General features: G+C 53.1%; 27 protein-coding genes. 20 read left to right on the top strand and 7 right to left on the bottom strand.

Annotated features, from left to right (window positions below; genetic code table 11):
• Nucleotides 1-38 precede the first annotated feature (38 nt).
• Entirely contained in the window at nt 39-752 is a 714-nt protein-coding gene (locus KVT34_RS23100) for a winged helix-turn-helix domain-containing protein (protein ID WP_217561519.1), read from the top strand.
• Between the two features lie 78 nt (nt 753-830).
• Here the strand turns inward: KVT34_RS23100 and KVT34_RS23095 are convergent, their stop codons facing one another.
• A complete protein-coding gene (locus tag KVT34_RS23095; protein ID WP_217561517.1) occupies nt 831-1,964 on the bottom strand; it encodes an amidase domain-containing protein in 1,134 nt (377 codons plus the stop codon).
• A 333-nt stretch (nt 1,965-2,297) separates the two neighbouring features.
• Nucleotides 2,298-3,482, bottom strand: coding sequence for a DUF2167 domain-containing protein (locus KVT34_RS23090; RefSeq protein WP_217561515.1), 1,185 nt, complete (start codon nt 3,480-3,482; stop codon nt 2,298-2,300).
• A gap of 179 nt (nt 3,483-3,661) precedes the next feature.
• Between KVT34_RS23090 and KVT34_RS23085 the strand changes: the two genes are divergently transcribed.
• Nucleotides 3,662-3,943, top strand: coding sequence for an antibiotic biosynthesis monooxygenase family protein (locus KVT34_RS23085; protein WP_009673274.1), 282 nt, complete (start codon nt 3,662-3,664; stop codon nt 3,941-3,943).
• A gap of 196 nt (nt 3,944-4,139) precedes the next feature.
• On the top strand, nt 4,140-4,802 hold the full coding sequence (locus KVT34_RS23080; RefSeq protein ID WP_217561513.1) for an NAD(P)H-binding protein: 663 nt from the start codon (nt 4,140-4,142) through the stop codon (nt 4,800-4,802).
• A 75-nt stretch (nt 4,803-4,877) separates the two neighbouring features.
• Here the strand turns inward: KVT34_RS23080 and KVT34_RS23075 are convergent, their stop codons facing one another.
• The 4 genes from KVT34_RS23075 to KVT34_RS23060 form a co-directional block, all read right to left on the bottom strand.
• Nucleotides 4,878-5,645, bottom strand: coding sequence for a TSUP family transporter (locus KVT34_RS23075; RefSeq protein ID WP_217561511.1), 768 nt, complete (start codon nt 5,643-5,645; stop codon nt 4,878-4,880).
• 89 nt (nt 5,646-5,734) lie between these two features.
• A complete protein-coding gene (locus tag KVT34_RS23070; protein ID WP_217561509.1) occupies nt 5,735-6,670 on the bottom strand; it encodes a polysaccharide deacetylase family protein in 936 nt (311 codons plus the stop codon).
• A 132-nt stretch (nt 6,671-6,802) separates the two neighbouring features.
• Entirely contained in the window at nt 6,803-7,117 is a 315-nt protein-coding gene (locus KVT34_RS23065; protein WP_217561507.1) for a dehydrogenase, read from the bottom strand.
• Nucleotides 7,118-7,242: 125 nt separating this feature from the next.
• The gene (locus tag KVT34_RS23060) at nt 7,243-7,698 is read right to left on the bottom strand and encodes a cupredoxin domain-containing protein (RefSeq protein ID WP_217561505.1); all 456 of its coding nucleotides are present in this window, start codon (nt 7,696-7,698) and stop codon (nt 7,243-7,245) included.
• Between the two features lie 328 nt (nt 7,699-8,026).
• Between KVT34_RS23060 and uptA the strand changes: the two genes are divergently transcribed.
• From uptA to KVT34_RS22980, 16 genes are all read left to right on the top strand, one after another.
• Complete coding sequence (gene uptA / locus KVT34_RS23055; RefSeq protein WP_217561503.1) at nt 8,027-8,620, top strand: undecaprenyl phosphate transporter UptA; 594 nt, start codon at nt 8,027-8,029, stop codon at nt 8,618-8,620.
• 32 nt (nt 8,621-8,652) lie between these two features.
• Nucleotides 8,653-9,219, top strand: a complete 567-nt coding sequence (locus tag KVT34_RS23050; RefSeq protein WP_042234513.1) for a thioredoxin family protein — start codon at nt 8,653-8,655, stop codon at nt 9,217-9,219.
• A 14-nt stretch (nt 9,220-9,233) separates the two neighbouring features.
• Nucleotides 9,234-9,857: an MBL fold metallo-hydrolase gene (locus tag KVT34_RS23045; RefSeq protein WP_217561501.1), complete on the top strand. Its 624-nt coding sequence runs from the start codon at nt 9,234-9,236 to the stop codon at nt 9,855-9,857.
• Nucleotides 9,858-10,141: 284 nt separating this feature from the next.
• Nucleotides 10,142-10,492 (top strand): hypothetical protein, encoded by a 351-nt coding sequence (locus KVT34_RS23040; RefSeq protein ID WP_217561499.1) that lies wholly within the window; start codon nt 10,142-10,144, stop codon nt 10,490-10,492.
• Nucleotides 10,493-11,210: 718 nt separating this feature from the next.
• On the top strand, nt 11,211-12,407 hold the full coding sequence (locus KVT34_RS23035) for a M24 family metallopeptidase (RefSeq protein WP_217561498.1): 1,197 nt from the start codon (nt 11,211-11,213) through the stop codon (nt 12,405-12,407).
• A 222-nt stretch (nt 12,408-12,629) separates the two neighbouring features.
• Nucleotides 12,630-13,007 (top strand): ATPase, encoded by a 378-nt coding sequence (locus KVT34_RS23030; protein ID WP_217561496.1) that lies wholly within the window; start codon nt 12,630-12,632, stop codon nt 13,005-13,007.
• Nucleotides 13,008-13,258: 251 nt separating this feature from the next.
• Nucleotides 13,259-13,546: an Asp-tRNA(Asn)/Glu-tRNA(Gln) amidotransferase subunit GatC gene (gatC, locus tag KVT34_RS23025; protein WP_042234499.1), complete on the top strand. Its 288-nt coding sequence runs from the start codon at nt 13,259-13,261 to the stop codon at nt 13,544-13,546.
• Nucleotides 13,547-13,612: 66 nt separating this feature from the next.
• Nucleotides 13,613-15,070 carry an Asp-tRNA(Asn)/Glu-tRNA(Gln) amidotransferase subunit GatA gene (gene gatA / locus KVT34_RS23020; protein ID WP_217561494.1) on the top strand — a complete coding sequence of 486 codons (1,458 nt, stop codon included), beginning with the start codon at nt 13,613-13,615 and terminating at the stop codon, nt 15,068-15,070.
• 21 nt (nt 15,071-15,091) lie between these two features.
• Nucleotides 15,092-16,540 (top strand): Asp-tRNA(Asn)/Glu-tRNA(Gln) amidotransferase subunit GatB, encoded by a 1,449-nt coding sequence (gatB, locus tag KVT34_RS23015; RefSeq protein ID WP_217561492.1) that lies wholly within the window; start codon nt 15,092-15,094, stop codon nt 16,538-16,540.
• 106 nt (nt 16,541-16,646) lie between these two features.
• Nucleotides 16,647-17,126, top strand: a complete 480-nt coding sequence (locus KVT34_RS23010) for a GNAT family N-acetyltransferase (RefSeq protein WP_217561490.1) — start codon at nt 16,647-16,649, stop codon at nt 17,124-17,126.
• A 49-nt stretch (nt 17,127-17,175) separates the two neighbouring features.
• Nucleotides 17,176-17,868, top strand: coding sequence for an MgtC/SapB family protein (locus KVT34_RS23005; RefSeq protein WP_217561488.1), 693 nt, complete (start codon nt 17,176-17,178; stop codon nt 17,866-17,868).
• A gap of 150 nt (nt 17,869-18,018) precedes the next feature.
• Nucleotides 18,019-18,630, top strand: a complete 612-nt coding sequence (locus tag KVT34_RS23000; RefSeq protein WP_042234486.1) for an RNA polymerase sigma factor — start codon at nt 18,019-18,021, stop codon at nt 18,628-18,630.
• 321 nt (nt 18,631-18,951) lie between these two features.
• The gene (locus KVT34_RS22995) at nt 18,952-19,581 is read left to right on the top strand and encodes a hypothetical protein (RefSeq protein ID WP_217561486.1); all 630 of its coding nucleotides are present in this window, start codon (nt 18,952-18,954) and stop codon (nt 19,579-19,581) included.
• 5 nt (nt 19,582-19,586) lie between these two features.
• Entirely contained in the window at nt 19,587-20,816 is a 1,230-nt protein-coding gene (locus KVT34_RS22990) for a DUF4097 family beta strand repeat-containing protein (RefSeq protein ID WP_217561484.1), read from the top strand.
• A 121-nt stretch (nt 20,817-20,937) separates the two neighbouring features.
• A complete protein-coding gene (locus tag KVT34_RS22985; protein WP_042234478.1) occupies nt 20,938-21,372 on the top strand; it encodes a Fur family transcriptional regulator in 435 nt (144 codons plus the stop codon).
• A 111-nt stretch (nt 21,373-21,483) separates the two neighbouring features.
• Complete coding sequence (locus tag KVT34_RS22980) at nt 21,484-23,187, top strand: glycosyl hydrolase family 18 protein (RefSeq protein ID WP_254635085.1); 1,704 nt, start codon at nt 21,484-21,486, stop codon at nt 23,185-23,187.
• 136 nt (nt 23,188-23,323) lie between these two features.
• Here the strand turns inward: KVT34_RS22980 and KVT34_RS22975 are convergent, their stop codons facing one another.
• Nucleotides 23,324-23,737, bottom strand: a complete 414-nt coding sequence (locus KVT34_RS22975) for a DUF2614 family zinc ribbon-containing protein (RefSeq protein WP_217561482.1) — start codon at nt 23,735-23,737, stop codon at nt 23,324-23,326.
• 414 nt (nt 23,738-24,151) lie between these two features.
• On the opposite strand from KVT34_RS22975, the gene KVT34_RS22970 reads away from it, so the two are divergent.
• Nucleotides 24,152-24,739: a hypothetical protein gene (locus KVT34_RS22970; RefSeq protein WP_217561480.1), complete on the top strand. Its 588-nt coding sequence runs from the start codon at nt 24,152-24,154 to the stop codon at nt 24,737-24,739.
• Nucleotides 24,740-25,136 lie beyond the last annotated feature (397 nt).

The following is a 25,136-nucleotide window of genomic DNA, read 5'->3' as shown; positions in this document are numbered from 1 at the left end:
GCTTGTTTCATAAACTGCGCAAGGGGGAGGCTCCGCTGATGACAATCGCGATCTATACAGATGACCCGGATATGGCCCACGTGCTTTCCTATTTTTTTAACGAGACGGTTTGTTCCGTTCACGCGAGATCTGATCTCGGCGGCCTCCCGGAACCGGGCGGCGGGCAGGCGATACTGGCTGTGGGCAGCCCGGACGAGAAAGACTGGTTCCGGCTTAAACGTTCCGTAAAACAGGGAACAACAACCTATTTGATGATCCGTGAACCTATGACTCCGCTGGAAACGGTCTATGCCAAAGAAATCGGCGTGAGAGAAATATTGATGGACCCCGTTGCCCGTCTTAGAAACAAGGTCGCCGAAACGCCGGATAAGCTGATCTCTGTCCTGGTCTGCCCGGGTCTGTACGAAACGGCGGCCGGTTCCGAGCTGGTCTACATCGGGGAAGGAACCTATTTTCATCCGAAACAGTTCTGTATCAAATACGGCAGTACAAGAATCGAGCTTTCGGAGAAAGAAGCGGCGCTGCTTTCGTTCTTTGTGGAGAACGAAGGGATTGTCGTAACCAAGCATACCATCGCGGAAAAGCTGTGGGGCGGGTACATCCAGCCGGACGGAATCTCCAAGGTGATCGCCAGAATGAAGAACAAGCTGGGGCCCGCCCGCGTATTGATTTCCTCCCGGCAATTGGGGGGATTTATGTATGTCAAAGAACGGGAGGCCGCGGAGTACGCCGTTACCCCGCACCTAAAATAAAACCCCTGTCCCGCTAGTATACGGGATAGGGGTTGGTGCCGGCCGACTGCCGCAGGCTGTTCGCCTCGGGTGCGGCACTTATTTTAAATACGTGGATTTAATATAGTAGAACTCATAGTCCGAAGCGGAGAAGTTCGCGAAGGATGCTTTAAGTCTGTCATTGGTGTGAGCGCTGAACTGCATCGTGACCGTATCGTTGGCTACCACGAACATAACGTGCGAGTACTTTAAGGCGCTGATGAAGCCGCCTGCGGGAGTCGTCGTTTTGGTAGTCTTGTAGAAATAGCCCTTCGTATCCACCATATACTGCTTCAAACCGTTGGAGATGTTACGGCCTGTATTGACCCAGGCGAGGCTTTCCGGTTTCCAGGTGCTGTCCGTCGGGATGCCGCCGGCATAAATCGCTTGAGAAACGTAGTTGGCGCAGTCGACACCGCCGTTTTCGGTATGCTTGGCATACTTCGGATTCCATTTGCTCGTGTCGTAGCCGGACGCGTTCGTTGTGTTCGAGGTCCATTTGTTGGCATAATCCCTGGCGGCAATCCTGTCGTAGGTGACGGCGGCAAGCGGCTGGACCAGCGAAGCTTCCGCCGCGCTTTTGACGAGGAAGTTTTTGTTGGTCGTTACGGCTTCCGTCACAAACTCTTCGCCGTTTTCGATCATGCTGGACTCATTGGAAGGAATAAAATAATCCGCGGGAATCCAGTCGACCAGTCCGTTAAGAAATTCCAGATTGGCGTTCTTAAGGTCCGGACTGCCGTTTACGATCGGAGCCGTAATCCGGAACGAATCGTTCTGGTCCGTGGAAGTTCCGATATATTCTTGCAGATCTTTCATGCGGTCGTTGACGACCTGTTCCGCATCCGTGGAACTTGCGTCTTTGCGCAGCTTCAAGACGTTAAGCTTGCTTTTCAATCCTTTCACGTAAGGCAGCTCATCGACCGATTTCGCTTTGAGCGTTTTATTCAAGGAAATGTTCACGCGGGCCGTCAACTGATTGTCTTGAACCGAGTAATCCGAAGTGGATAATTGAATGGAGTTAATCGTGTAATAGGGCGTATAGGCTTTTTTGACAAAGTTTTCGACTTCCTTCTGAACGGCCTTCTGATAAAGGTCGTCTTTGACGCCTGCGGGGGATGTTTGGGCAAAAGCCGTAGTCGTCGTAAAAGCGGAAATCAAAACCAGAGAAGTGATCATTTTTTTAAGCTTCATAAATAAATTCCCTCCTAAATTAAGTGGATTTAATGGCGGCATGTTCCGTCAAAATAATAAAGAGCTTCCGGTTTTTGTGCTTTTTGTATGTTCGGTACGTTCACCTCCGCTTGAGTCGGATACCTCCGTAAATCCTTTACACTATAAAAGATATACCGGGTGGAATATTCGGGCTATAGCCAGAACGGGGATACCGGACCGGCATTACGGGGACAAAGCGGGGGCATACCGCGGACAGGGTTCCGGTTGCGGGATAGAAAAAAGGCAGCTCCCGTCCTCGAACGGGAACTGCCTTTTGATGAATCCGCGCCGCGCCGTGAACGCGGCCGCAGGCTACTTGCTCTTGTCCGGATCTTCCGGCCGGTCGGGCTTGCGGAGGGAATCTTCCTCCGTAAGAGGTGTATGGCCGGCACCGGACTCGGAAGCGGGAGCCGCCTCGGAGCGGGAAGGCTCCGGCTCCCGCGCCGGGTCCGCCGGAGCTTCGCCGCCGGACAGCATGCGCACCACCGGTCGCCCGCTTTCGCCGGCAGGCTGCGCCGCCGTCTCCGCCGAAGGCCCGGGAGCGGGGTCCGCGTCCTGCGCCGTCGCATCGGCCGAAGGACCGGCGCTTCCGGCTGCCGTCAGCTCGGCCGCTCTCGCTTCGGCGGCCTGCGCCTCTGCGGCCTGCTCGGCGGCCGCTTTCTTTTTCTTGCCGCGGAGGAACCGCCACAAGGCAGCGAGGGCGGCGACAAGAATGACGCCGAACTTTTTCAGGAAGACGAGCAGCAGGCCGATCAGACCGACCTTTTTGGCGACCGCAAGGCCCGCGCCCCCGAGAATCAAGCCTGACAGACCGTACTCGGCCAGCTTGTCCGTTTTGGAGTTGTACTCTTCGTACCGTTCTCCGGCCTTAACCTGCAGTTTCGGCAGGATGGAGGTGGTCAGCACCTTACGGTCCGCCGCAAGATTTTTCGGATCGGTCACGAGAACGACGGAAATTACGCCCTTCCGGGTAAGTACGTTGACGTTATAGTTGACGAATTTTTCGTTCTTCGAATCGTGTCCCAGCAGGGACCAGGAAAGGCTATGTATGTCGTTATCGTAAAAAGGCTTCACATCCCAGCCGTCGACGAACAGTTGATTGGATTCGCTGCGCTCTTTGTTGGCCTCTTCCGTCCCTTTTTTATAACTTTTGAGCAGATCGTCGGCATCGATTTTGTCTTTCTCGTCGTCCTTGACGTGACCGGATTCCTCATACTCAAAGATGACTGCCCAATTTTGTTTTTCATCCTTCGGAAAAACAGATCCGATCTCCCGATTGTTGGTCATGGTGCCGTTTTGCTTTTCAAATGTTTTGGTGTCTTTATCATTCAGAAACACAAAATCTTTGCCCAGATCCAGCTCGGCGATTTGTCCGAGTTCCACTTTTTTCGGACCTTCCACCCAGTTCAAGGTTTCTTCGGCCGAGGCCGGGGCCGTCCATAAAGAGACGCAGAGGGCTGCGCCGGTTACCAGGGTAATTAACTTGGGAAGCTTCAAATTTTTCTCTCCTTTGTTTATAAATTGATTAATAATTAAATATTGATCATTATATAACTTATTAATTATTTTACAAGACAAATAATGGTTATAATCTCTGTTTATTTGTTTCTCCGCTCTCAATGGTCTACACTATACATATGGTTTCGTACTCTAATTAAGAAATGAGGATGTCCAGGATGTACATTGCCGTAAATACCATTGAAGTTCCCAATCCACCGCAAATGGTCGAAATGTTCCGCAAGCAGGCGCCTAACATGAAAGAACTCCAAGGCTTTCTCGGACTGGAAGTCTGGACCGACGAACAGGCGATTAAAGTGATCACGAAATGGGAAAATAAAGAAGCGTTCGAGGCGTACACCCAAAGCGAGGTTTTCAAACGTTCTCACGGCGGCCATGGAGGCCAGGAGATGAAACCGAAAGCGCGTCTTTCGTATTTCGAAGGCGAAACGCTCATCTAGGGAAAGATTCTGAAACTTTAACGTACTTTTATTCGTTTATAGGATAACGGCCCCGCTTCGGGGCTGTTTATATTTGTAGAGGCGCCGTCTGCTTAATTCCGTGTCTAACGTGTCTCAAAGGATGAGAAACCGCCAAACGGCAAAATCCACATGTACTTAACCCATTTTTACGTTTTTAAACCAGGAGTGCTGCTTAATGAAAAAAACTGCCATAATAGCCGGCGCGTCGGGACTGGTAGGCCGAGAGCTGATCTCTGTCCTTATCGCCGATCCCGGTTACGAGAAAATTATTGTCTTGGTCCGCACGCGAATCGAGGGACGGGATAGTGAAAGTAAGTTTCATCAAATCGTGACGGATTGGAACCCGGAGCAGCTGGAGCAAGCTTTGCGGGAAGAATTGAAACAGGCGGATGTGTTTTGCGCGCTGGGCACCACGATCAAGAAAGCCGGGACACAGGAACAGTTCCGTGAAGTCGATTATGAATACCCGATGATTCTGGGCAACCTGGCGAAGAAATACGGGGCCCGCCAATTTCTTGTCGTTTCCGCCATGGGCGCGAAGCGGGATTCGAAATTTTTTTACAGCCGGGTCAAAGGAGATCTGGAACACGGTTTATCCAAACTGGGACTTCGTACACTGCGAATATTCAGACCTTCCCTCCTGCTGGGAGACAGAGAAGAAGAATTCCGTTTCGGCGAGAAAGCGGGAGCCGTTGCCGCGAAAGCCTTCTCTTTCCTGATGGCGGGAGGTCTTCGTAAATATAAGCCGATACCGGCTCAGCGGGTCGCTGCGGGGATGGCGGAGGCCGCCAAGCAGAAACCTGAAAGTATCCGCATCTACGAATCGCATCAGATTTAACGCGAAAGAGCCTGGCCGTTCACGTTTGAACGGTCAGGCTCTTTTCGTTTGCTTGCATGCTGCACGGAAGGGGTGTCAGGACATGATCAGCGTCCATAACTGTTTGCCGATCAGCACTGTAGTCATGATCAGAAAAAGCGGCTTGACGAAGGAAGCGCCTTTGCGGATGGCGAAACGCGTTCCCGCCAGCGCGCCTCCGATCATGGCGATCCCCATCGGAATTCCGTATGTGAGACTTACGGAATCCAGCAGGAAGAAGGTGACCAGCGCACCGATATTGCTGGCGAAATTAAGCACCTTCGAATTGGCGGATGCTCCCACGAAATCAAAGCCGAGCAGCAGAAACAGAAAAATAAGGAACGAGCCCGCTCCGGGCCCGAAGAAGCCGTCGTAAAAGCCGATAACGAAGGCTCCGACCGCCAGCCAGAACCTGCTCCGGGACGTAAGGCCGCTGAAAGTGGATGCCGCTCCCCAGTTTTTTTTGAGCAGCGTGTAGACCGTCACGGCAATGAGCAGCACCACGACCAGCGGTTTAAGAAACTCGGACGGTATCCGGTGTACCAGCAGCGCGCCGAGCATCGAACCGACCAGGGACAGCGGAAAAAGCACCGCCGCCAGCCGGAAATGGATTTTTCCGGAAAGCAGGAACGAAGTCATGCTGGTCAGCGAGCACATCGTTCCCGCCAGCTTGTTGGTTCCGAGAACGAGCGCGGGCGGAAGACCCGTAAACAGCAGGGCCGGAACCGTAATCAGACCGCCCCCGCCGACAACCGAATCCACGAAAGCGGCCAAAAATCCGGTCACAATCAGAAAAAGCAGCAATTCCCAGCTTAAAGCTTCCATTATGTAAAGCCACCGTCCTCCAACCTGTGGTACCTTTCCCCAATTGTACATCGGAAGAGGGAAGGAGGACAGATGAAATTGAGGACCGCTTATTTCGTTTTGGAATCGGAAGGTTTACTTACTCCGCTGGTTGAGCCGCGCAGTTTCAGAAGCTCCGATACGGTGACAAAATGATAACCTCGCTTGGACAGCTCAGGCAAAATTTTACGGATCGCATCGACCGTATTCGAAGAACCTTGAACATGATCGTGGAACAGGACAATGTCGCCTTCGCGGGCGTTGTTCAGCACTTTGTTCACGACCCGGTTCACACCGGGAGCTTTCCAGTCCTCCGTGTCCTGGTGCCAGGACCATAGAATAGGCAGACACCCTTCCGCCAGAGAGACATGAACGAGTCTTTCATGGTAATAGCCGCCCGGTGGGCGGAACAGGACGGGTGCCGTTCCGTTTATGGATTTGATCACCTTCTGGGTCGCCGCGATTTCGCTGCGGATGCTTTCCGTGGACCGGTTGTTGGTCAGAAAAGGGTGGCTGTACGTATGATTGCCGATCTCGTGCCCCTCGGCCGCCTCTCGCTTGATCAGTTCGGGAAACCTTTCGGCCCTTTTTCCGACTACGAAAAACGTGGCTTTCGCCCCGTACTTTTTCAGCTCGTCCAAAATTTGCACCGTCTGTACCGGGTCCGGTCCGTCGTCGAACGTCAGTGCAATCACTTTGCCTGCGGACGGGACCTCCCAGACGATTTCTCCGCGCTGTTCGTAATAATCCCGATCCCGGGGTTTGGCGGCAGCGTTGTGCGGAACTTTCTCCGCCGGTATCGGCGAAGCCGGTGAAGCGGATAAACGGAGCTGCAGTCCGTTTACGTCTTCCGCCCGGGGTGCGGAAACGGTTGGCCCGCTTGAGGCGTGAAGACCGTCGGATGCGAGTGCGGGAGCGGGTGCCAGGGTGAACATGACGCAAACGGCGCAGGCTGCAGCCGTCCGCCGCAAGGGAAGGGCCTTGACAGACCCGGAAATCTTACTCATGCTGACTGATCCTCCTGTCGGTTTGCATGTCGGATATGGGTTAGCCTGCCCTTACATCTCCATTTCATCCGGCTTTCCGGAGGCTGTTCGGCAAAAAAAGCCGGTTCCGCAAGCGCGGTCCGGCGTACATTTTTATCCCCCGTAAGCGCTGCGGAACGCTTTGGACAGCGTATCGGCGTTCACGCCCCACAGGACGGCTATCTCTGGAGCGACATGTTCCTCCCACCAGTCCGCCTGGACTTTGCGGTTATCCGAATGCTCCACGATGAACGCGATGTTCTGGGCTACTTTCCGGGTATATAATTTCTCCGCTTCTTCGATTTTTTCCGGAGAAATGTACACCTTCAGCCGTTTGACGGTTCGGTAAAGCTCGCGGCTGCATGAACGGCGAATTCCCCTGGCGTTAGGAATTTGCGGTTTGTGCTTCTCGTTGGTTTTATTTTTCAACCGGATCGCCTCCTTGCTCTGTTTCAGTGTATGCGGCTGACTTGCCGGAAGTGAGGAGGAAAGGGAGTAGAAGAAGCCTGAGGCGCCGTGATAAACATTAAAAAAAGGAAGCCCCAGGCTTCCTGTCAGTCGATGACATTGATATAGGCGATCATCGGGCCGCTGTGGGCGATATCCGTGTGAGTCATGCAGATGAGCCGGTAGGTTCCCGTTTTTTCCGCTTTGAAGCTGACGACCGTTTCTTTGCCTTTTTTTACTTCGCCCTTAATATTCAGACCCTCGATAATAAAAGGATGGATCGCTCCGTTGACCCCGTAAATGCTGAGCCGGATATTTTCGCCTTTACGCACCACAATCGTGCCGGGATCCCAGCGGTAAGCTTCGATTTCTTTGCCGTTCTCCAGTTTCGTGGAAAATTCTCCGGTAACGAGCTGGATCGTCCGTTCCGAAGCCGTGGCCGGCTCCGCCGCCGTAGACAGGATTTGCGGATTCCGGAAAAACAGGACTGCCGCGAACGCTACGCAAAGAAACCCGAGGAACATGACGAAGTGATATTTTTTGAGCACAAAAGATTTGAACATGAGCTTTCCCCCCAGACCAGTTTGTACACTATATGCGCGGGCTTGTCAGCTCATGATGAAAATAACGGGACAAGTAAAAGTTATCCGCGGGGTCCGTCTGTTGATACGTTCGCCGGCAATTCGCCTGCCCCGGATTTCGCTTAGTCCGAAAGAGGCCCGCGGCTGTATCGGCTCCCCGCGAAAGCTTCTTTATCGTCTCCTTTACGGCCCGGCCGCATTGTTAAGTGGTTGACGGCCTTTCTCTATGGTAGAATAGGGGAGATTCTACTAGAAGAAGGCGCGGGAAGACCCGCGAATCGACAATCATGCTGGGGAAAGTAGGTTGGAGATGGGAGAGTTTATTCATTCGCTTTTGGTATTTTTTGAAGGCCTCGGGTATTGGGGGGTCATGCTCGGGCTGATGATCGAAGTTATTCCGAGTGAAATCGTACTTTCGTATGCGGGCTATTTGGTAGCCAAAGGCGAGATCGGTTTTGCAGGCGCCGTCTTTTTCGGCACCGTGGGTGGAGTCATCGCCCAGATTTTCGTCTACTGGGTCGGCCGTTACGGCGGACGTCCTATTTTGGAAAGGTACGGCAAATACATATTCATTAGTAAGCACCACATCGACGTTGCGGAGAACTGGTTCAACAAATACGGAACAGGCGTTATTTTTACGGCCCGTTTCATACCGGTCGTCCGACATGCGATCTCGGTACCGGCGGGGCTTGCCAAAATGCCTCTGGGACTGTTTACGTTCTACACGACGCTGGCGGTTATTCCGTGGTCCATGCTGTTCGTCTATCTCGGGATGACCCTGAAAGACAATTGGGAGAGCATCGACGACATTGCAGGCAAATACACAGTTCCGATTCTAATCGCAGCTATCGGTCTTATGATCATTTATCTGGTAGCCAAAAAAATGCGGGCAAAGCGTAAATAACGCAGTTTGCCGCCAAAGAAGGGATGGATTTTATGAGCACCAACTTATCCGCCGTCATCGGCAAAGGCTTAACGCCGCAGCAGTTCATCGACAGCATGCAGCGCAACCAGGAAGCGTTTCTTGACTGGTACGGGAAGTTTCAGTGGGAGACAGAGGACGACCGGGAATTTTTCGAATCCCTGAACAACCGTGACGACCTGCGCTGCGTCATTATTGCGGCGGAGTGGTGCGGCGATGTCGTGCGCAACATTCCGGTCGTATTCAAGGCGCTGGAAAACAGCGGAATGCCGGTAGAAGTCCTCATTATGGAGGAACATACCGATGTGATGGACCAGTTCTTGACTTTCGGCGGACGCTCTATTCCGGTCGTTATTTTCACGGATACGGGCGGCCACGTGCTTGGCAAATGGGGGCCTCGTCCTGAACGGGTACAGGCTGTCATGAAAGCCTTCAAAGAAGGAAATCCGGACCGCGAAGCGCCCGATTACAACGATAAAATCCAGGCGGTACGCGCGGAAATGCTCCGCCAGTACGGCGAAGGCGTCGGCTATCAGTCCGTCATCGTAAGCGAGCTCCGCGAGCTGCTTTCCACGTTCTGACAGGAGGGGTACGCATGATCCGCATCGAAACATTTAAGCTCGGTCCCATGGAGACGAACGCTTACCTGCTGACCGACGAAAGCGGGCAGAAGGGCGTAGTCATCGACCCCGGCATGAAACCGGGACCGCTGCTCAAGCGCATTAAGGACATGGAGATCGAAGCCATTCTGCTCACGCATGCGCATCTCGATCATATCGGAGGCGTGCAGGAGCTCCGGGAGCTGAAGAAGTGCCCGGTCTATCTCCATGATGCCGAGAGCGACTGGCTGGGCAGCCCTAAGCTGAACGGCTCCGCGCGCTGGCCGGACGTTACGGGCCCGATTGTGGTCGAGCCGGCGGAGTACGCCCTTGACGAGGGACAGGTGCTCGAATTTCTCGGCGCCAAGATCAAAGTGCTTCACACCCCGGGCCATTCGCCGGGCAGCGTCAGCTTCCTGTTCGACAACCATCTGATCGGCGGAGATGTGCTGTTCCGTCTGTCCGTGGGCCGTACGGACCTTCCCGGCGGCGATTGGAACACACTGCTCGACTCCATTCACGGCAAGCTTTTTGAGCTTGACGACGACGTGACGGTTTACCCGGGCCACGGTCCGAAGACGACGATCGGCTACGAAAAACAGAACAATCCTTATATTTAAGGGCAGTAATCCTTTACCGCCCCAAAAAGCCTCCGGAATGCAAGCCGGGCGACCTCCTTTTTGCTGACAGCGGATCTTTCGGGACATCCGCGCCGGCGGACGGGCATTCGCCGGGGCATGGCAACCGGAGGCTTTTTTCATGCGAATGCCTAATTTCAAGGGGCTGGGTGTATACCGTGTTCCGGGTGGGAACAAACCCATAGACTGTTGGTGTAAGGCTGTAAGCCTACTTTCCGTGCAAGGCAACTTAAATACGGAACGATAACATACAGGAGGGAATACTAATGGAACATGTTAAAAAAACGTACACCGGTCCCGTCTACACCCCCAAACAAACGGGTCCTATGCCTCAAGCCGTAGCGCCCCTGCCCATGCCAATGCCGCTGCCGGCCCCGATGCCGCTGCCGACTCCGCTGCCTTATCCCGGACCGCTGCCGTCACCGGTCATTCATACGCCGCCTATGCCTATCGTCAAGCCGGTAATTGTAGTAAGTTTCAAGCCGCATCATCCCGTCTGTCATCCGATCAAACCGGTCGCGAAGAAATGCCGGCCCGACAATTCCGCCAGTATTCTCGTCCTTTTTATTCTTCTCGTTATCATTTCAAGCGGTTTCGGTTACGCCAAAAGGTGTTAGTTCGGAAGATTTCCGCAAGGAACGCCTAATTAAGTGCAATTCTTTTGAATCCGAATGCGAAAGCGTGCGGGTTCTTTTTTTGACGGAATATCTCCGCCCGAATCGCCGGCTAAGGAATACCGGACCGACTTGCGATAAAAAGCTTGCCTGCACCGCGAAAATGTGATATTTTGGAAAAAGAAGACACGAAACGAATAGATTTGTTTGCGAAGAACGCAAACTTTCGGCAGAAGCCGCGAGTTTGCGTTTTTTTAGTTTCGTTTTGTGAATTTCATAACCCTCATGCTTCAAAAACCCCGCCGCTTAAAGCGGTGTTTCGGGCAGATTCCCCGTTTTAACCCCGCCAGTCGCTTCATTCCCTCGCTGTATAATGCGCTTCATCGGTTCGGTTTAAAGGCTGCATGATTTCATTTTTGCAGCCCCGGACCATCCTCGCGTCATTCCCGAACGAACAGGGACGAACTTAGAACCCCTCCGGATCGTTTATAGACCCTGGACCTTCGGTCGCATACAAGATTCAAAAACGTTGGACCTTCCATACGTTCGGCCGTGCAGTAAAGTCAACCCCAAGCCCGCTGTCCGTCAGAGGATTTTGTCCCGCGTCCATTATTCACCCCGGCTGTCCCGTGTGCGTTTTGCCGCTCGAAATCTGTTTGCGCCTCCTCGCCGGAGCGGGGTATGATGACGGTATAAGAACCGTAAGAAGGGATGGATATGAATGAACAGAACAGATCATCCGTACGCGGAAAGGCAGCAGCGGCTGCAGAAGGCGATGCAGGCCGGCGGTATCGACGCCTTCCTGGTAAACCATCATGTGGACTTGTATTATTTTAACGGCTCCATGCAAAACGGGTATTTGTTCGTTCCCGCTGAGGGCAATCCGCTGTTCGTTGTGCGCCGCAGCATCACGAGAGCACAGCAGGAATCGCTCGCGGAGGTAGAGGAATTCGGCTCCCTCCGTACGTTTAAAGACCGGCTCGCCCAGCGCTATCCCGGCGTGTTCGCTTCGGGGAAAGAGCCCGTCATCGCCACGGAGTTCGACGTGCTCCCCGTTCAGCAGTTCCAGCGGCTTGAAGGGGCTTTTCCCGGCGTGAAGTGGAAAGACGGCTCGCTGCTCGTCAAAGAACTGCGGATGATCAAGTCCCCTGATGAAATCGCGCTTATTCGCAAGGCCGCGGGCGTTATCGACCGGACGCTGGAGAAGGCGCTCGCCGGTATCCGGGAAGGGATGCCCGAGTTCGAGCTGATGAGTCTCATCGAGCGGGAGAACCGCCTCCAAGGCCATCTAGGGCTCATGCGCATGCGCGCGTATAACTCCGAGCTCATCACCGGCTGCGTGGCGGCAGGGGCGGCTGCGGCCGAGCCGACTTATTTTGACGGTCCGGCAGGCGGCAGGGGGCTCAGCCCGGCAAGTCCGCAAAGTGCGGGCAGCCGGCCCATCGGCCGCAACGAGCCTATTCTTATCGACATCGGCTGCAACATCGAAGGCTATGTGATCGATCAGACGCGTACCGCGGTGATCGGCGCTTTGCCGGATGAGCTTCAGCGCGCATACGAAATTTCGGAGAAAATTTTGAAGGAAGCCGAAGCGATGATGAAGCCGGGCACCGTTGCCGAGCATCTCTACCTGCAATCGCTCAATACGGCGTCTGCCGAAGGACTGGGCGGCCATTTTATGGGGTACGGGATTGATCAGGTTAAGTTTCTCGGACACGGAATCGGTCTGGAAATCGACGAGTTTCCGGTGTTGGCCAAAGGGTTTAAATACAAGCTTGAGCCGGGCATGGTCATCGCCGTGGAGCCGAAATTCACATTCCCCGGACTGGGTGTTGTCGGGATCGAGAATACATATGCCATTACGGAAACCGGATTCGAGAAGCTTACCGTATCCCGGGAGGGTGTCCTCGTTCTCTGACAACAGCCTGCGTCCGCAGCGGGGGTTCAACCGGAGGTCAATAAAAACTCCCCCAAATCGTCCGGAAAACAGGGAGACGTTTATGGACAGCGTACTCTTTTTTTAGTACGATGTTACTAGTCCATGCTAGATTCGAAGGTAGAGTTTATGCGTTCCGCATCGCTTTGAGAAAATCGGAACAGGGCAGCTCAGCCCGCTCTGCATGGGAAAGGGGGAATCCGGATGCTGTCTTTGGGAGCTCGCGTGATCATTGTAGAGGACCGGCTCGAGCAGAATCTGCCGATCGGCGATTACGCCTACATCATCGCTTATGACCGCAACAACGACAATTTGTTCGACTATGTCATCCGAGTGCCGAAGCTGAATAAACATTTTTTCGTGCCCGCCTCAGATATCGAACTGGAAGAAGTCCTGCTTCGTCAGGAAGTCGACCGTTTGGAGAAGGAAGCCTTGATCGATTTCGCGCTGGCGACGCGCAACGAAGAACTGTTTAACCGAGTGATGAACGGCGAATCGGTTGAAATCGTTGCAGAGAAGAGCAAAGAAGTTCAAAGCGCCGAGGATTTCATCAAACAGGTGAACCTTCGCGCTTGGATATAGATGATCGTTTGAAGAGCTTCGGGGCTTGTTTCCCGTACAAAAGATTGCAAACAGAGCCTTTCCGTCTTAGTTGACCCGGAAGAGGCTCTTTTTGCGGTTTGACTTTTGCATTCCCGCGGTTACCGAAAAACCGCAAAATTCGGGTTATTTCTGCGGTTTCGGCCGCGAATCAATTGAGATCAAAAAATAACTAGGCTATAATAGGTAGAATGAATTTGGCGTGTACATACAAAGAGAGGTGCGAATCGTCTGTGAGCATTACTATTAAGGATGTCGAACACGTGGCCAAGCTGGCCCGCCTTGATCTTTCTGCCGAAGAGAAGGAACAGTTTACGGAGCAGCTTAACGCTATTTTGAAATACGCCGAACAGCTTGGAAAGCTGGATACGGAACATGTGGAGCCGACGAGTCATGCCATGTCCGTCAAGAACGTGACGCGGGAGGATGAAGTCCGTCCGTCCTTGCCTTTGGACAAAGTGATGCTGAACGCTCCGGAAGAAGAAGACGGGCAGTTCAAAGTGCCCGCCGTTATGGAGTAATAAGAACGTTTAACCAGATCTTGGAGTTTGCACGGTTGTCTGTTATTTGAAGGGAGGCACCTTACGTTGTCGCTATTTGAGTTGAGATTACAAGAATTACATACACAGCTTCTGGATAAAAAAGTATCCGTCGCGGAGCTGGTCGATCAGTCTTACAAGCGGATCGCCGAAGTGGACGGCAAAGTAAAAGCGTTCCTTAAGCTCGACGAGGAAAATGCCCGCCGCTCTGCCAAGGCGCTGGACGAGCAGATTGCCGCGGGAGAATCCCGGGGAATCCTGTTCGGTCTGCCTGCAGGCATCAAGGATAACATCGTGACCGAAGGCGTCACGACCACGTGCGCGAGCAAGTTCCTGTCGAACTACACGCCCGTGTACGATGCGACTGTAATGCGCAAGCTGAAGGAAGCCCAGGCGCTTCCCGTCGGCAAGCTGAACATGGACGAGTTTGCCATGGGCGGCTCCAACGAGAACTCCGCGTTCCACGTGACACGCAACCCGTGGGATCTCGACCGCGTACCCGGCGGTTCCAGCGGGGGCTCTGCGGCTTCCGTGGCTGCCGGCGAGGTGTATTTCTCGCTGGGCTCCGACACTGGCGGCTCGATCCGCCAGCCGGCCGCCTACTGCGGCGTAGTCGGCTTGAAGCCGACCTATGGGCTCGTGTCCCGGTTCGGACTTGTCGCGTTCGCCTCTTCGCTGGACCAGATCGGTCCGCTCACGAAGAACGTCGAAGACTCCGCTTACGTCCTGCAGTCGATTGCGGGCCACGATCCGCAGGACTCCACGTCGGCGAACGTGGAGATTCCCGATTACGTCTCCGCATTGACCGGCGACGTCAAAGGGCTCCGCATCGCGGTGCCGAAGGAATACCTGGGTGCCGGTGTCGACCCTCAGGTGAAGGAGAAGATCCTGGAAGCGCTCCGTGTGCTGGAAGGGCTGGGAGCGGTGGTCGAGGAAGTTTCCCTGCCGCATTCCGAGTATGCCGTCGCGGCGTACTATCTGCTCGCTTCGTCGGAAGCGTCCTCTAACCTCGCGCGTTACGACGGCGTCCGCTACGGCGTCCGCACGGACAACGCGAACAACCTGCTGGAAATGTATCATATGTCCAGAAGCGAAGGTTTCGGTCCGGAAGTGAAACGCCGGATTATGCTCGGGACTTACGCGCTCAGCTCCGGCTATTATGACGCCTATTATCTGAAGGCGCAGAAAGTCCGCACGCTGATCAAGCAGGATTTCGATCAAGTTTTCGCAAACTACGATGTCGTGATCGGCCCTACGGCTCCTACGACGGCGTTCCGTCTGGGAGAGCAGGTAGGCGATCCGCTTACGATGTATTTGAACGATATTTTGACCATCCCGGTCAACCTGGCAGGTATTCCGGCCATCAGCGTACCGTGTGGTCTGGCCTCTGGCCTGCCTGTAGGACTGCAAATTATCGGGAAGGCGCTGGACGAGTCCACCGTGCTGCGCGTAGCTCACGCTTTCGAGCAGAACACCGATTATCACAAGCAGCGTCCGCAGCTATAACGCGTAACAGGAGGGATCTTTTTGTCAGCGACTGAAACGAAATACGAAACCGTGATCGGGCTTGAAGTTCACGTTGAACTGCATACAAATTCCAAAATCTTCTGCGGCTGCTCCACCTCGTTCGGCGCGCCTCCGAACACGCATACGTGCCCGGTCTGTCTCGGGCATCCCGGCGTTCTGCCGGTACTTAACCGGCAGGCTGTCGAATATGCGATGAAAGCCGCCATGGCTTTGAACTGCGAGATCGCGGACGTGACGAAATTCGACCGCAAAAACTATTTCTATCCGGATTCGCCCAAGGCGTACCAGATTTCCCAGTTCGACAAGCCGATCGGCGAGAACGGCTGGATCGACATTGAAGTGGGCGGGGAGACGAAACGTATCGGCATCACCCGGTTGCATCTGGAAGAAGATGCGGGCAAGCTGACTCACGTCGACGGCGGTTACGCTTCGCTCGTTGACTTCAACCGGGTCGGAACGCCGCTGGTCGAGATCGTCTCCGAGCCGGATCTCCGCTCTCCGGAAGAAGCTCGTGCGTATCTGGAGAAACTTCGCGCCATCATGCTTTACTGCGACGTTTCCGACGTCAAGATGGAAGAAGGTTCTCTGCGCTGCGACGCCAACATCTCTATCCGTCCGGTAGGCCAGGAGAAATTCGGCACACGCGCGGAGCTTAAGAACATGAACTCCTTCCGCGGCGTACAGCGCGGTCTCGAATATGAAGAAATCCGCCAGGCGGAAGTGCTGGACGGCGGAGGCGAGGTCGTCCAAGAAACACGCCGCTGGGATGAAGGCCAAGGCAAAACGATTTCCATGCGGGGCAAGGAAGAATCGCATGATTACCGCTATTTCCCGGACCCGGATCTCGTGAACCTGCATATCGATGCCGCCTGGAAAGAGCGCGTAAAATCGTCGATTCCGGAGCTTCCGGATGCCCGTAAAGCACGCTACGTAAGCGAGTACGGTCTTCCGAGCTACGATGCCGAGGTGATTACCGCTTCCATGAAGATGGCCGATTTCTTCGAGGAAAGCTTGAAATATACGTCCGACGCGAAGGCTGTTTCCAACTGGATCATGGGCGACCTTCTCGGGTATCTCAATGCCGGCGGACTCGATTTCGGCGAAATCCGAATAACCGGTCAAGGACTCGGTGAAATGATCGGTCTGATCGAAAAAGGCACCATTTCCAACAAAATCGCCAAAACCGTTTTTAAAGAGATGATCGAAAGTGGCAAAGCGCCACAGCAGATTGTCGAAGAGAAGGGGCTTGTTCAGATCAGTGACGAAGGCGCCATCAAATCCGTAGTCGAGCAGGTTGTGGCAGGCAATCCGCAATCCGTAGCCGATTATAAAGCGGGCAAAGAGAAGGCGGTCGGCTTCCTCGTCGGCCAGGTTATGAAAGAAACGAAAGGCAAAGCCAATCCAGGCTTGGTCAACAAGCTCATCGTGGAGACTTTGCAGGCGCAATAAGCCGAACAGCGAAAGAATTTTAGGCACAACGAACGGCATGTCCATCAGGATATGCCGTTTTTTTATAATATGAAGGGTATTAAACGGGCATGAGGAGATGAAAACGATGATGAGACAAATCCCTCTGGACGATGTTCAAGCCGTGCTGGAGCTGCTTGCATTGCAGACAACCGCTTATCTCGTGGAGGCCGAGTTAATCGGGTACAAAGACATTCCGCCTCTTAGGGATAGCCCGTTAACCCTGCGATGTTCCAAAGAGACGTTTACGGGGTATTATGTCAATGACCGGGAGGAGGGGCGGGAAGAACTCGCGGGCGCAATCGCTTGGGAAGAAAAAGGAACGGAACTGACGATTACGCGGTTGATGGTCCACCCCCGTCATTTCCGCCAGGGAATCGCCTCCGCATTGATTCGGCATGCGCTCACGATCAACCCGCAGGCGGGCCGATTTGTCGTGTCTACGGGAGAAGCGAACCTGCCCGCCGTCCGTCTTTACGAGAAATTCGGTTTTCACCGGACCGGCAAACGCACGATTGCCCCTTCCATCGCTTTGGTGACATTTGAAAAAATTCGGGGCATACAATGAAACAGAAACAGGGACATGTTGCGAAAAGTTAAGGAGCGTGGGAACGAAGTTGAATGATCCTTGGGTTATCGGGCAGTTCGATTTGACGATTAGACTGATTTTGGCATTGGTGCTTGGAGGATTGATCGGCTTCGAACGGGAACTGAGCAACCAGGCGGCCGGCTTCCGGACGCATATCCTGGTCTGTGTCGGTTCCGCTTTGATCATGCTGCTCTCCATCTACGGATTCAGCGCGTTTTCCAAAGAATTGAATGTCCGTATGGACCCTTCCCGGCTTGCGGCGCAAGTAGTCAGCGGCATCGGTTTCCTTGGCGCCGGAACGATCATACGCAACGGCTTTTCCGTTTCGGGGCTTACGACGGCAGCCTCGCTTTGGGTCGTTGCGGCAATCGGCCTCGCAGCGGGAGCCGGGTTTTACTACGCGGCCATCCTATCCACGATCATGGTCGTCCTTTCTCTGTGGATTTTAAATAAAATCGAGCACAAATATTTCGGCGCCAAGAAACGCCATCTGATCCGTGTTCATGCACTGGACCGGCCCGGCAATCTCGGTAAAATCTCCGACATCCTCGAAAAGAATAAAGTGCAGATACGCAAATTCGGCGTGGATGAAGAAGAAAGAGAGGAGCGGCAGACGGTTATGATCTATCTGAATGTCATCATACCGGATTACCACCTGGTTCCTCTGCTGCTGGATGATATCCGTCATCTGGACGGCGTGGTGGGAGTAACCATGGAATAATCGGAAACGTCAAGCGGGGCGAATCAGCCCTGCTTTTTCTTTTTTTATCCGATTTGAAGGGGGAATCTTTTTAGTATCGTCAAAAGATATGTAAATCGGATGTTAAGCGCGTTATAGTAAAGAGGGCACAAGAGAAAGGGCGGTGAAGCAATGGAGCACCTGACTGACGAACAGCTGGTGGAGCAGATTAACCGGGGTCAAGCGGAAGCTTATCGCGTATTGGTCGATCGGCACAAAAGCTACGTGTATACGCTGATTTACCGCATGGTGAACCATCGCGAAACCGCCGAAGACTTGTCCCAGGAAGTGTTTCTGAAGCTGTACCGCTCTTTATCCCATTTCAGAGGGGAGAGCAAGTTCACGACATGGCTGTACCGGATGACCGTTAACCTCGTTACCGATTACCGCCGCGCCCAGCGCAGGCGTCCTGTCGTTCCGCTGCTCGACAAGCTCAAGACCTGGTTGGCCGACCGCAGGACCGAGCCCGAACAGCAGGCGATCCGTCATGAAGAGAGCGACTCCCTCCACCGGATGATCGCCCAAATGCCGGAGAAATACAAACTGGTGATGTATCTTTATCACTTCAAACAATTGTCGTACCAGGAAATATCGGATGTGACCGATCTTCCCTTAAAGACAATCGAGACGCGCTTATACCGCGGCAAAGCCATGCTTAAAGAAAAATGGTTGGAGGTGTATCCAGATGCCCGAACAAACGCCCAGACGTCCCAGTCCGCCCCGGCTTCACGCGCTTCACAATAGCCCGGAACTTCCGCCCGCACTCCAAGCCGAACTAAACGGCATGAAGTTGCTCCAACCTTCCGCCAATTTCACCGACCGGGTGATGAAGGATGTCGCCGCGGGGAATACCGTGCCTGGATTTCGGCCCTTAGCGCCGAAGAAACGAAGGCATTCGGAACTCGTCAATCTTTTTGTCGCCACAGCGGCTACTTATATATTTATCAACTCCGGGCTTTTGAAACTTTTGAATTCACATGTGGCCGACTGGTCCGAATTCGTCCAACATTTGTCCAACAGAATAGGATAACGTGCATGAACGACCATGCAGCAAGGAGGTACGGAATGTCTCAACAATTCTCTTACACCCCAGGAGGTTCGCCCGAGATGGATGACTTGAAAGATCCGCACTTTTACGAGGAGCAGCGGCGGAATTATCCGCCTGGCTCCCCTTACGGCGCGCCGCCATATCCCCCGTATTTTCAACAGCCGCCCAAGAAGAAATGGCTGGCCATGCTCCTTTCCCTGATGATGCCGGGAACCGGCCAATTTTATGTGGGAATGATGCAGCGCGGATTGTTTATCATGATGCTCGTCATTATGGATATTTTCGCGATTGTGCTATTCGCAACACGGGATGAAGGAACGAACGTGGCCATGATCACGCTGTTCTCGCTCATTCTGCCGGTCATTTACTTCTACAACGTATTTGAAGCCTTGCAGCTTACGGATATCGTAAACCGCCGCCGTTTTTACGGAGAATCCGAGGAGTTGACCGATCCTCTGCAAAAGCTGGCTAAAGGCGGAAACTTGGGTATCCTGCTGATTGCGGCGGGCGGATTCCTTTTTCTGGCCAGCAGCAAACCGGTTTGGCTGGAATCATTCTTTAAGCTGTTCGGCTCTTATTTCGGAGCGATCGTTTTGATTATCGGCGGAATTGCTCTCTTTGTCTGGGAAACGAAAAGAAAACAATAGATCGGGTGATCGGATTGATTAAAGCGGGAAGATTTACGGCAGCGGTGCTGTTTGTCACTGTTGGCGTATCCATGCTTCTGGACCGGGCCGCAGGCACCCATATGGTGGGGCAGCTGATAAAATGGTGGCCCTTTTTGTTTGTGGCCGCAGGGCTGGAATTGATCGTGCTGCAATTTCTGTCAAAGTCCCGGGAAACGGCCGTCAAGCTGGACCCGGTGGCTATTTTTTTCTCGGTGGTGATCTGTGCCGTTGTCGCCGGCTCCCAGGGATTCAGCCAGGGGCTGCTGTCCGCGTTCAACTTCAATGTCGGTGCGGTGCAGGGCCGCAGCTTTGATAAGGAACCGGCGGAGTTCACCCTGGATCCCGCGGTAACCCGAATTCACGCAATCAACACGAACGGCCGCATTGAGCTGGCTGCTGGAGACGGGGATGCCGTCCGGATACAGGCAACGGTCTGGGTGAATGACGACGATGAGCAAGAAGCCCGCAAAATCGCGGATGCTTCACATGTCGAGCAGAGCATCCAAGGGGCTGAATTAACGCTTAAAGCGGTCGGGGAAGAATATACGAAGGCCTGGTTTGTCAAAAATAAAGCGAGAATAGATATTACCGTTACGCTGCCGCGAACGGCGTCTCTCGATTATTTGGCCGAAACGGAAAATGGCTCCATTCGCGCGGCAGGCCTTCGGACCCTCAACCTGTTTTCCGCGCATACGAGCAACGGATCAATGGAATTAACCGATATTCAGGGAAACGTTGAAGCGGTTACGGAGAACGGTAAAATCAGTGCCGGTTCCATCTCGGGAGCCGTTAAAGCGCAATCTGTCAACGGCGAGGTCGTTGTGCGGGACACGGGAGCGGGGGTTAACGTTGCCGCCTCCAATGGTAAAGTCAGCCTTTCCTCGATTAAAGGGGACGCGGTGGCTCGTACCGACAACGGCAGTATAACAATCAAAAATGTCTCCGGCCGCGTCGAAGCGCATACCGAGAACGGCGCGGTACGGCTCGAATCCGCCGAAATGGCCGGAGATTGGCAGGCCAGCACCGATAACGGCCGGATTACGATCCGCCTCCCCGGGGAAGCGGGCTTTAAGGTTCAAGGCTCCGCGAGGGTACTTCATACGGGGCTCCCGGTCCGGCTGGAGGAGGAGAAACTGAGCGGTACTGTGGGAAGCGGCGAACATATTCTTGCGATCCGGACGGATGGCGAGATTTCCCTGGAAACGATAAATTAAACGCATCCCGCCTGCATCAGGCGTTGACAAGTGCAATTTCTCACACGTACAATAGAAGAAAGGTTGTATCTGTGTCCACCGAGTACACAGTACTGCCCCTTACTAACAGGTGGTGAGAATCATGTCCGAACATTTGGAAGAAGCGCTTGCCAAACTTAAAACGACAGGTGTTCGCATGACTCCGCAGCGGTACGCGATTTTGACGTACTTGTTCGACTCCTTCAACCACCCTACGGCTGATGAGATTTACAAGGCGTTGGAATCCAAATTTCCGAATATGAGCGTGGCCACGGTTTACAACAACCTGAAAGTGTTCATAGACGCGGGGTTAGTACGGGAATTAACCTACGGGGACGATTCCAGCCGTTTCGATGCCGATCTGTCCGATCATTATCATGCCCGTTGCCAAGTCTGCGGCAAGATATCCGATTTTGATTACTCGCCCATCGTTGATGTCGAGCACGTTGCCGCTCAGCAAACCGGCTTTAGGGTAGGCGGGCACCGGCTTGAAGTCGTCGGACTTTGTCCGGATTGTGTAGGCAAGGCGACGCATTGATTCGTCGTTTTCAAACTTCCATACACGTAATTACGCGAACGTATTAGCCGCTCTTCGTTATCGGGCGTGCCGATACGTTTTTCTTTTTTCTGAAAGGATGTGCAGAAGCTTTTGAAGCAGCCCTACATGCACGGCTCGAAGCGCAAAAAGAGCCGGTTCCGTTCTTTTATTCTCTTGCTTATCGTACTGGCGGCCATCGCTTATCTGGTCATGAACCGGCTGCCCAATAACAATCTTATAACGCCTTTTTACGCTAAACTGGACAAGCCGGTGTTCTATCAGGGGGAAGCTTACGAAAGCTCCGCCTTGGGGTCCCGAGAAGCCATGAAACTCCCTTTGGGACTCATAGCCGAGTGGATCGATCCGGCTGTCCGCAGCGAGGCTTCCGGCAATTCCGTTATTTTGACGACGGAACAGGCCGTAGTGCGGCTTCAGGCCGACAAGGCCTCCGCGTCCCGGAACCTCAAAGAAATCCCCCTTGTATCGCCCATGACAAAGCAGGGGAAAGAGTTCTACGTACCCGTTTCCGTTCTTAAGGAGCTGTACGGAATACAAGTCAGGGAGGATGCGGTAACCGGCGCCGTATCGCTTTTTAATCCCGGGGAGAAGATACGCTGGGGGACATTTCGCGGAAAAGAAGGTGGCGAACTGCGCAGCGGCAGCTCGATTCGTGATCCGATCACGGGCAACTTGGGGGATGGCGAGCGTGTTATGATTTGGGGCGAACAGAACGGCTGGTACAAAGTTCAGCAGACCGGCGGACGTGCCGGTTTCGTTAAGGCCTCTCTTGTGACGGAAGAAAAAGGGGAGGAGATTCCCGAATTTCAGCCTCTCGCCGCGAAGCCGCGATGGAAACCCCAAGGCAAGCTCAACATGACATGGGAACATGTCGTCGCGGCAACGCCCAAAACGGCCTCCATTCCTGAGATGCCCGGCCTCAATGTTGTGAGCCCTACCTGGTTTCATCTCGCTGACGAGAAGGGGACCATCAAGAATCAGGCCGACTCCGATTACATCAAATGGGCGCACGGCCGCAATTACCAGATCTGGGCCCTTTTCGACAACTCTTTTGAACCGAAAATGACGGGCAAGGCGCTGGAAAGTTATGAAACCCGGCTGAACATGATCAACCAGCTTCTGACTTTTACAAAGCAGTATAATTTGCAGGGCATCAACATTGATTTTGAGAATATGAACAAATCGGACGGGCCTAATCTGGTCCAGTTCGTGAGAGAAATGGCTCCGCTGCTCCATGAGCGGGGACTGATTCTGTCCATCGACGTAACGGCAAAATCGGGCAGCGATGCCTGGAGCCGTGTATATGACCGGCCGGCTCTGGCCGCTGCCGTGGACTACATGATGCTCATGGCCTATGACGAGCACTGGGCGTCGAGTCCGAAGTCGGGCTCAGTCGCGTCTCTCCCATGGGTGGAGCGTTCTCTTAAGCAGATTCTGGATGAAGACAAAGTACCGCCTTCCAAGCTTGTGTTGGGCATTCCTTTTTATACGCGCATCTGGACCGAAGAACAGAAGGATGACGGTACGAAAGTCAGCTCGAAGGCTGTATTTATGGAGAAGCCCCGCAAGATTATACAGGAGAAGGGCCTGACTCCCGAATTTCATGAAGATACCGGACAAAATTACGTCGAATACAAAGAAGACGGAAAACTTAACCGGATCTGGCTGGAGGACGAAACGTCTGTGAAAGCTCGTCTGGAGATTGTGAGTAAATACAAATTGGCGGGGGTCGCTTCTTGGCGGCGCGGTTTTGAAGAACCGGCTATATGGAAGGTCATGGCCGATGCCCTGAAGTAGGGTTAGGCCGTCGAGCTTTATTGGTGAAGTTTGAATCCATGCAAGTTTAAAATTCCGCACGCTGGCCGCACCGCCCGCAATCATTAAATTCCTACAAAAAAAGCTGTCATCCGTAATGGAAGGCAGCTTTTTTACATTAACTTTTAGATGAGTCGATTGCGGTCGGGGCAGAACCGGTTTCCGGCTGGCGGATATTTCCTTCATCCGAGATTTCGGCTTCCGCGGGTGCCATCGAAGGATCGACCGTCAAAATCGTTTTGCAGAACATGCAGCGGTCCGTTTTACCGATCATCTTCGTTCTTTTGCCGCACTCAGGGCAATCGAGCGCCACGGCGGAGGTTGACATCATGCCCGCCCAGAAGTAAATGGCCATACTTCCGAGCATGCTGATCATCCCGAGAATCAAGAAGATAACGGCAATAATTCGCCCGACGGCGCCCCAGTCGAACACGACTCCGGCCAGGCCGATGATCATAATAAGCATGCCGCCCATGGTCAGCAGCAGACCCCATAAGCGGAATTCATTGATTTTACTTGATTTTAAAAGCAACGGTGTTCCCCTCTTTCTACAGGCATTTTCGGAATTAAAACACAATTCGTTCTCATGTAAGCAGGAAACGGCTGAGGAAAGTAGAATTACTTTTCTAACGAACGAATGATGGCTTCGGAGACTCTGCGAATACTTTTGCGGGGAGGTTATCTATCTTTGCGCGTATTTCCCGGACTCCGTTACAGCGTGGTAATTCGTCTCGCTATCCGCAGCAGGTTGCTTTCATCACAGAAGGATGTGCGATCCTTCTGCTGGTTTACTACCAATCATCCGGACACTTACAACTCCATACATCATTATATAGAAGACAATCATCGTATACAAGGAAGATGGTTGAATTCGTCCGTATTTGAACAGGGCTGCTGCAGCGATTAGATCGAATATCGTTAACGGTCTTTGAAAGGGGAGATCCAATTGGATCGTCAATTGTATTTGGAAGACTCTCGGGAGCGTACGCCTTCTCTGCCGGAAGAGCTGCGCGACCGCCAGCTGCTGTCGGAATTCTCGCTTTTTCTGAACAAGTATTTGAAAAGCAAATCCTACATACTCGAGGAACATCTGCTCGACGCTTACCAGAACGTGCTGGAAGCTTTGCAGCACTGGGCACGCATTGTCATCATCGAAGAAGGGGAAACTGTCCAGGAAGCGGTCTGGAATCAAGTCCGTTCAATAAACAGCGGCGTATACAAATTGTATGAAGAGCTGACTACGAGCAAGGAAACGTTGAAACAAAGAATCCAGCTTGTTCTTCTGGCATGCGAATTTTCGGTCATGTCCAAAATGGAGCGCTGCTGCAAGCCGCTCATCCAGCGTCTGGACTCAAGGCCGGAACCGTGGAGTGCGAATGAACTTCTGGAACAGCCCGAAATTCAAATTCTGGGTAACAATCTTCATCAGCTTCTTAATAAACTCGTCAAAAAAACATTGGTCAAAGAAGTGGCTGTTCCTGCGGACGCGGAATGTTCACAGCTTTTGCTGCGGTATACGTTATTCAAAAATTAACTTCAACCGAAACGGGTTGAGGAAGTCAGGCGGCCCTTACAGGCGGCCTTTTTCTTTTTTTGATGCTTCAAAAACCTTGATAAATAAGGCGTTAGAGCCAGTCATGTTTTTCCAATAGGCAAAAGGGTTGACTTCATAATAGGTTTCATGGTAAATTAATTTTCGCCCCTTCGGAAGGCAAGTTGCTAACAAAGGACAAGCCGCTAACAACGAAAGGAGCGCTTGAAAAAAAGTACTTGCATTACTAAGTCCAAATGTGGTATAGTAGTCAAGTCGCCGCTAAACGAGGCGAAGCGACAAAGTACGATAGAAACTTACAAATTGTCCTTTGAAAACTGAACAACGAGTGATTGAAGCGTCTCAAGTAATTGAGACATTAATGAGAAGAAATTCTCGT

It is taken from the genome of Paenibacillus sp. GbtcB18 (assembly GCF_019091125.1).
Classification (GTDB): Bacteria; Bacillota; Bacilli; order Paenibacillales; family NBRC-103111; genus Paenibacillus_F; species Paenibacillus_F chitinolyticus.
The sequence above is the reverse complement of the archived record's forward strand: the minus strand, read 5'-3'. Positions and strand labels throughout refer to the sequence as shown.

Bases quoted from the DNA above. Each gene is read 5' to 3' on its own strand.
- KVT34_RS23080 (WP_217561513.1), top strand. From the start codon at position 4,140: ATGAAAAAAACTGCCATAATAGCCGGCGCGTCGGGACTGGTAGGCCGA.
- KVT34_RS23075 (WP_217561511.1), bottom strand. From the start codon at position 5,645: ATGGAAGCTTTAAGCTGGGAATTGCTGCTTTTTCTGATTGTGACCGGA.
- KVT34_RS23060 (WP_217561505.1), bottom strand. From the start codon at position 7,698: ATGTTCAAATCTTTTGTGCTCAAAAAATATCACTTCGTCATGTTCCTC.
- KVT34_RS23030 (WP_217561496.1), top strand. From the start codon at position 12,630: ATGCTGTCTTTGGGAGCTCGCGTGATCATTGTAGAGGACCGGCTCGAG.
- KVT34_RS23040 (WP_217561499.1), top strand. From the start codon at position 10,142: ATGGAACATGTTAAAAAAACGTACACCGGTCCCGTCTACACCCCCAAA.
- KVT34_RS23100 (WP_217561519.1), top strand. From the start codon at position 39: ATGACAATCGCGATCTATACAGATGACCCGGATATGGCCCACGTGCTT.
- KVT34_RS23010 (WP_217561490.1), top strand. From the start codon at position 16,647: ATGATGAGACAAATCCCTCTGGACGATGTTCAAGCCGTGCTGGAGCTG.
- KVT34_RS22995 (WP_217561486.1), top strand. From the start codon at position 18,952: ATGTCTCAACAATTCTCTTACACCCCAGGAGGTTCGCCCGAGATGGAT.
- KVT34_RS23095 (WP_217561517.1), bottom strand. From the start codon at position 1,964: ATGAAGCTTAAAAAAATGATCACTTCTCTGGTTTTGATTTCCGCTTTT.
- KVT34_RS23000 (WP_042234486.1), top strand. From the start codon at position 18,019: ATGGAGCACCTGACTGACGAACAGCTGGTGGAGCAGATTAACCGGGGT.
- KVT34_RS22985 (WP_042234478.1), top strand. From the start codon at position 20,938: ATGTCCGAACATTTGGAAGAAGCGCTTGCCAAACTTAAAACGACAGGT.
- uptA (WP_217561503.1), top strand. From the start codon at position 8,027: ATGGGAGAGTTTATTCATTCGCTTTTGGTATTTTTTGAAGGCCTCGGG.
- KVT34_RS23035 (WP_217561498.1), top strand. From the start codon at position 11,211: ATGAACAGAACAGATCATCCGTACGCGGAAAGGCAGCAGCGGCTGCAG.
- KVT34_RS23070 (WP_217561509.1), bottom strand. From the start codon at position 6,670: ATGAGTAAGATTTCCGGGTCTGTCAAGGCCCTTCCCTTGCGGCGGACG.
- KVT34_RS23085 (WP_009673274.1), top strand. From the start codon at position 3,662: ATGTACATTGCCGTAAATACCATTGAAGTTCCCAATCCACCGCAAATG.
- KVT34_RS23045 (WP_217561501.1), top strand. From the start codon at position 9,234: ATGATCCGCATCGAAACATTTAAGCTCGGTCCCATGGAGACGAACGCT.
- KVT34_RS23050 (WP_042234513.1), top strand. From the start codon at position 8,653: ATGAGCACCAACTTATCCGCCGTCATCGGCAAAGGCTTAACGCCGCAG.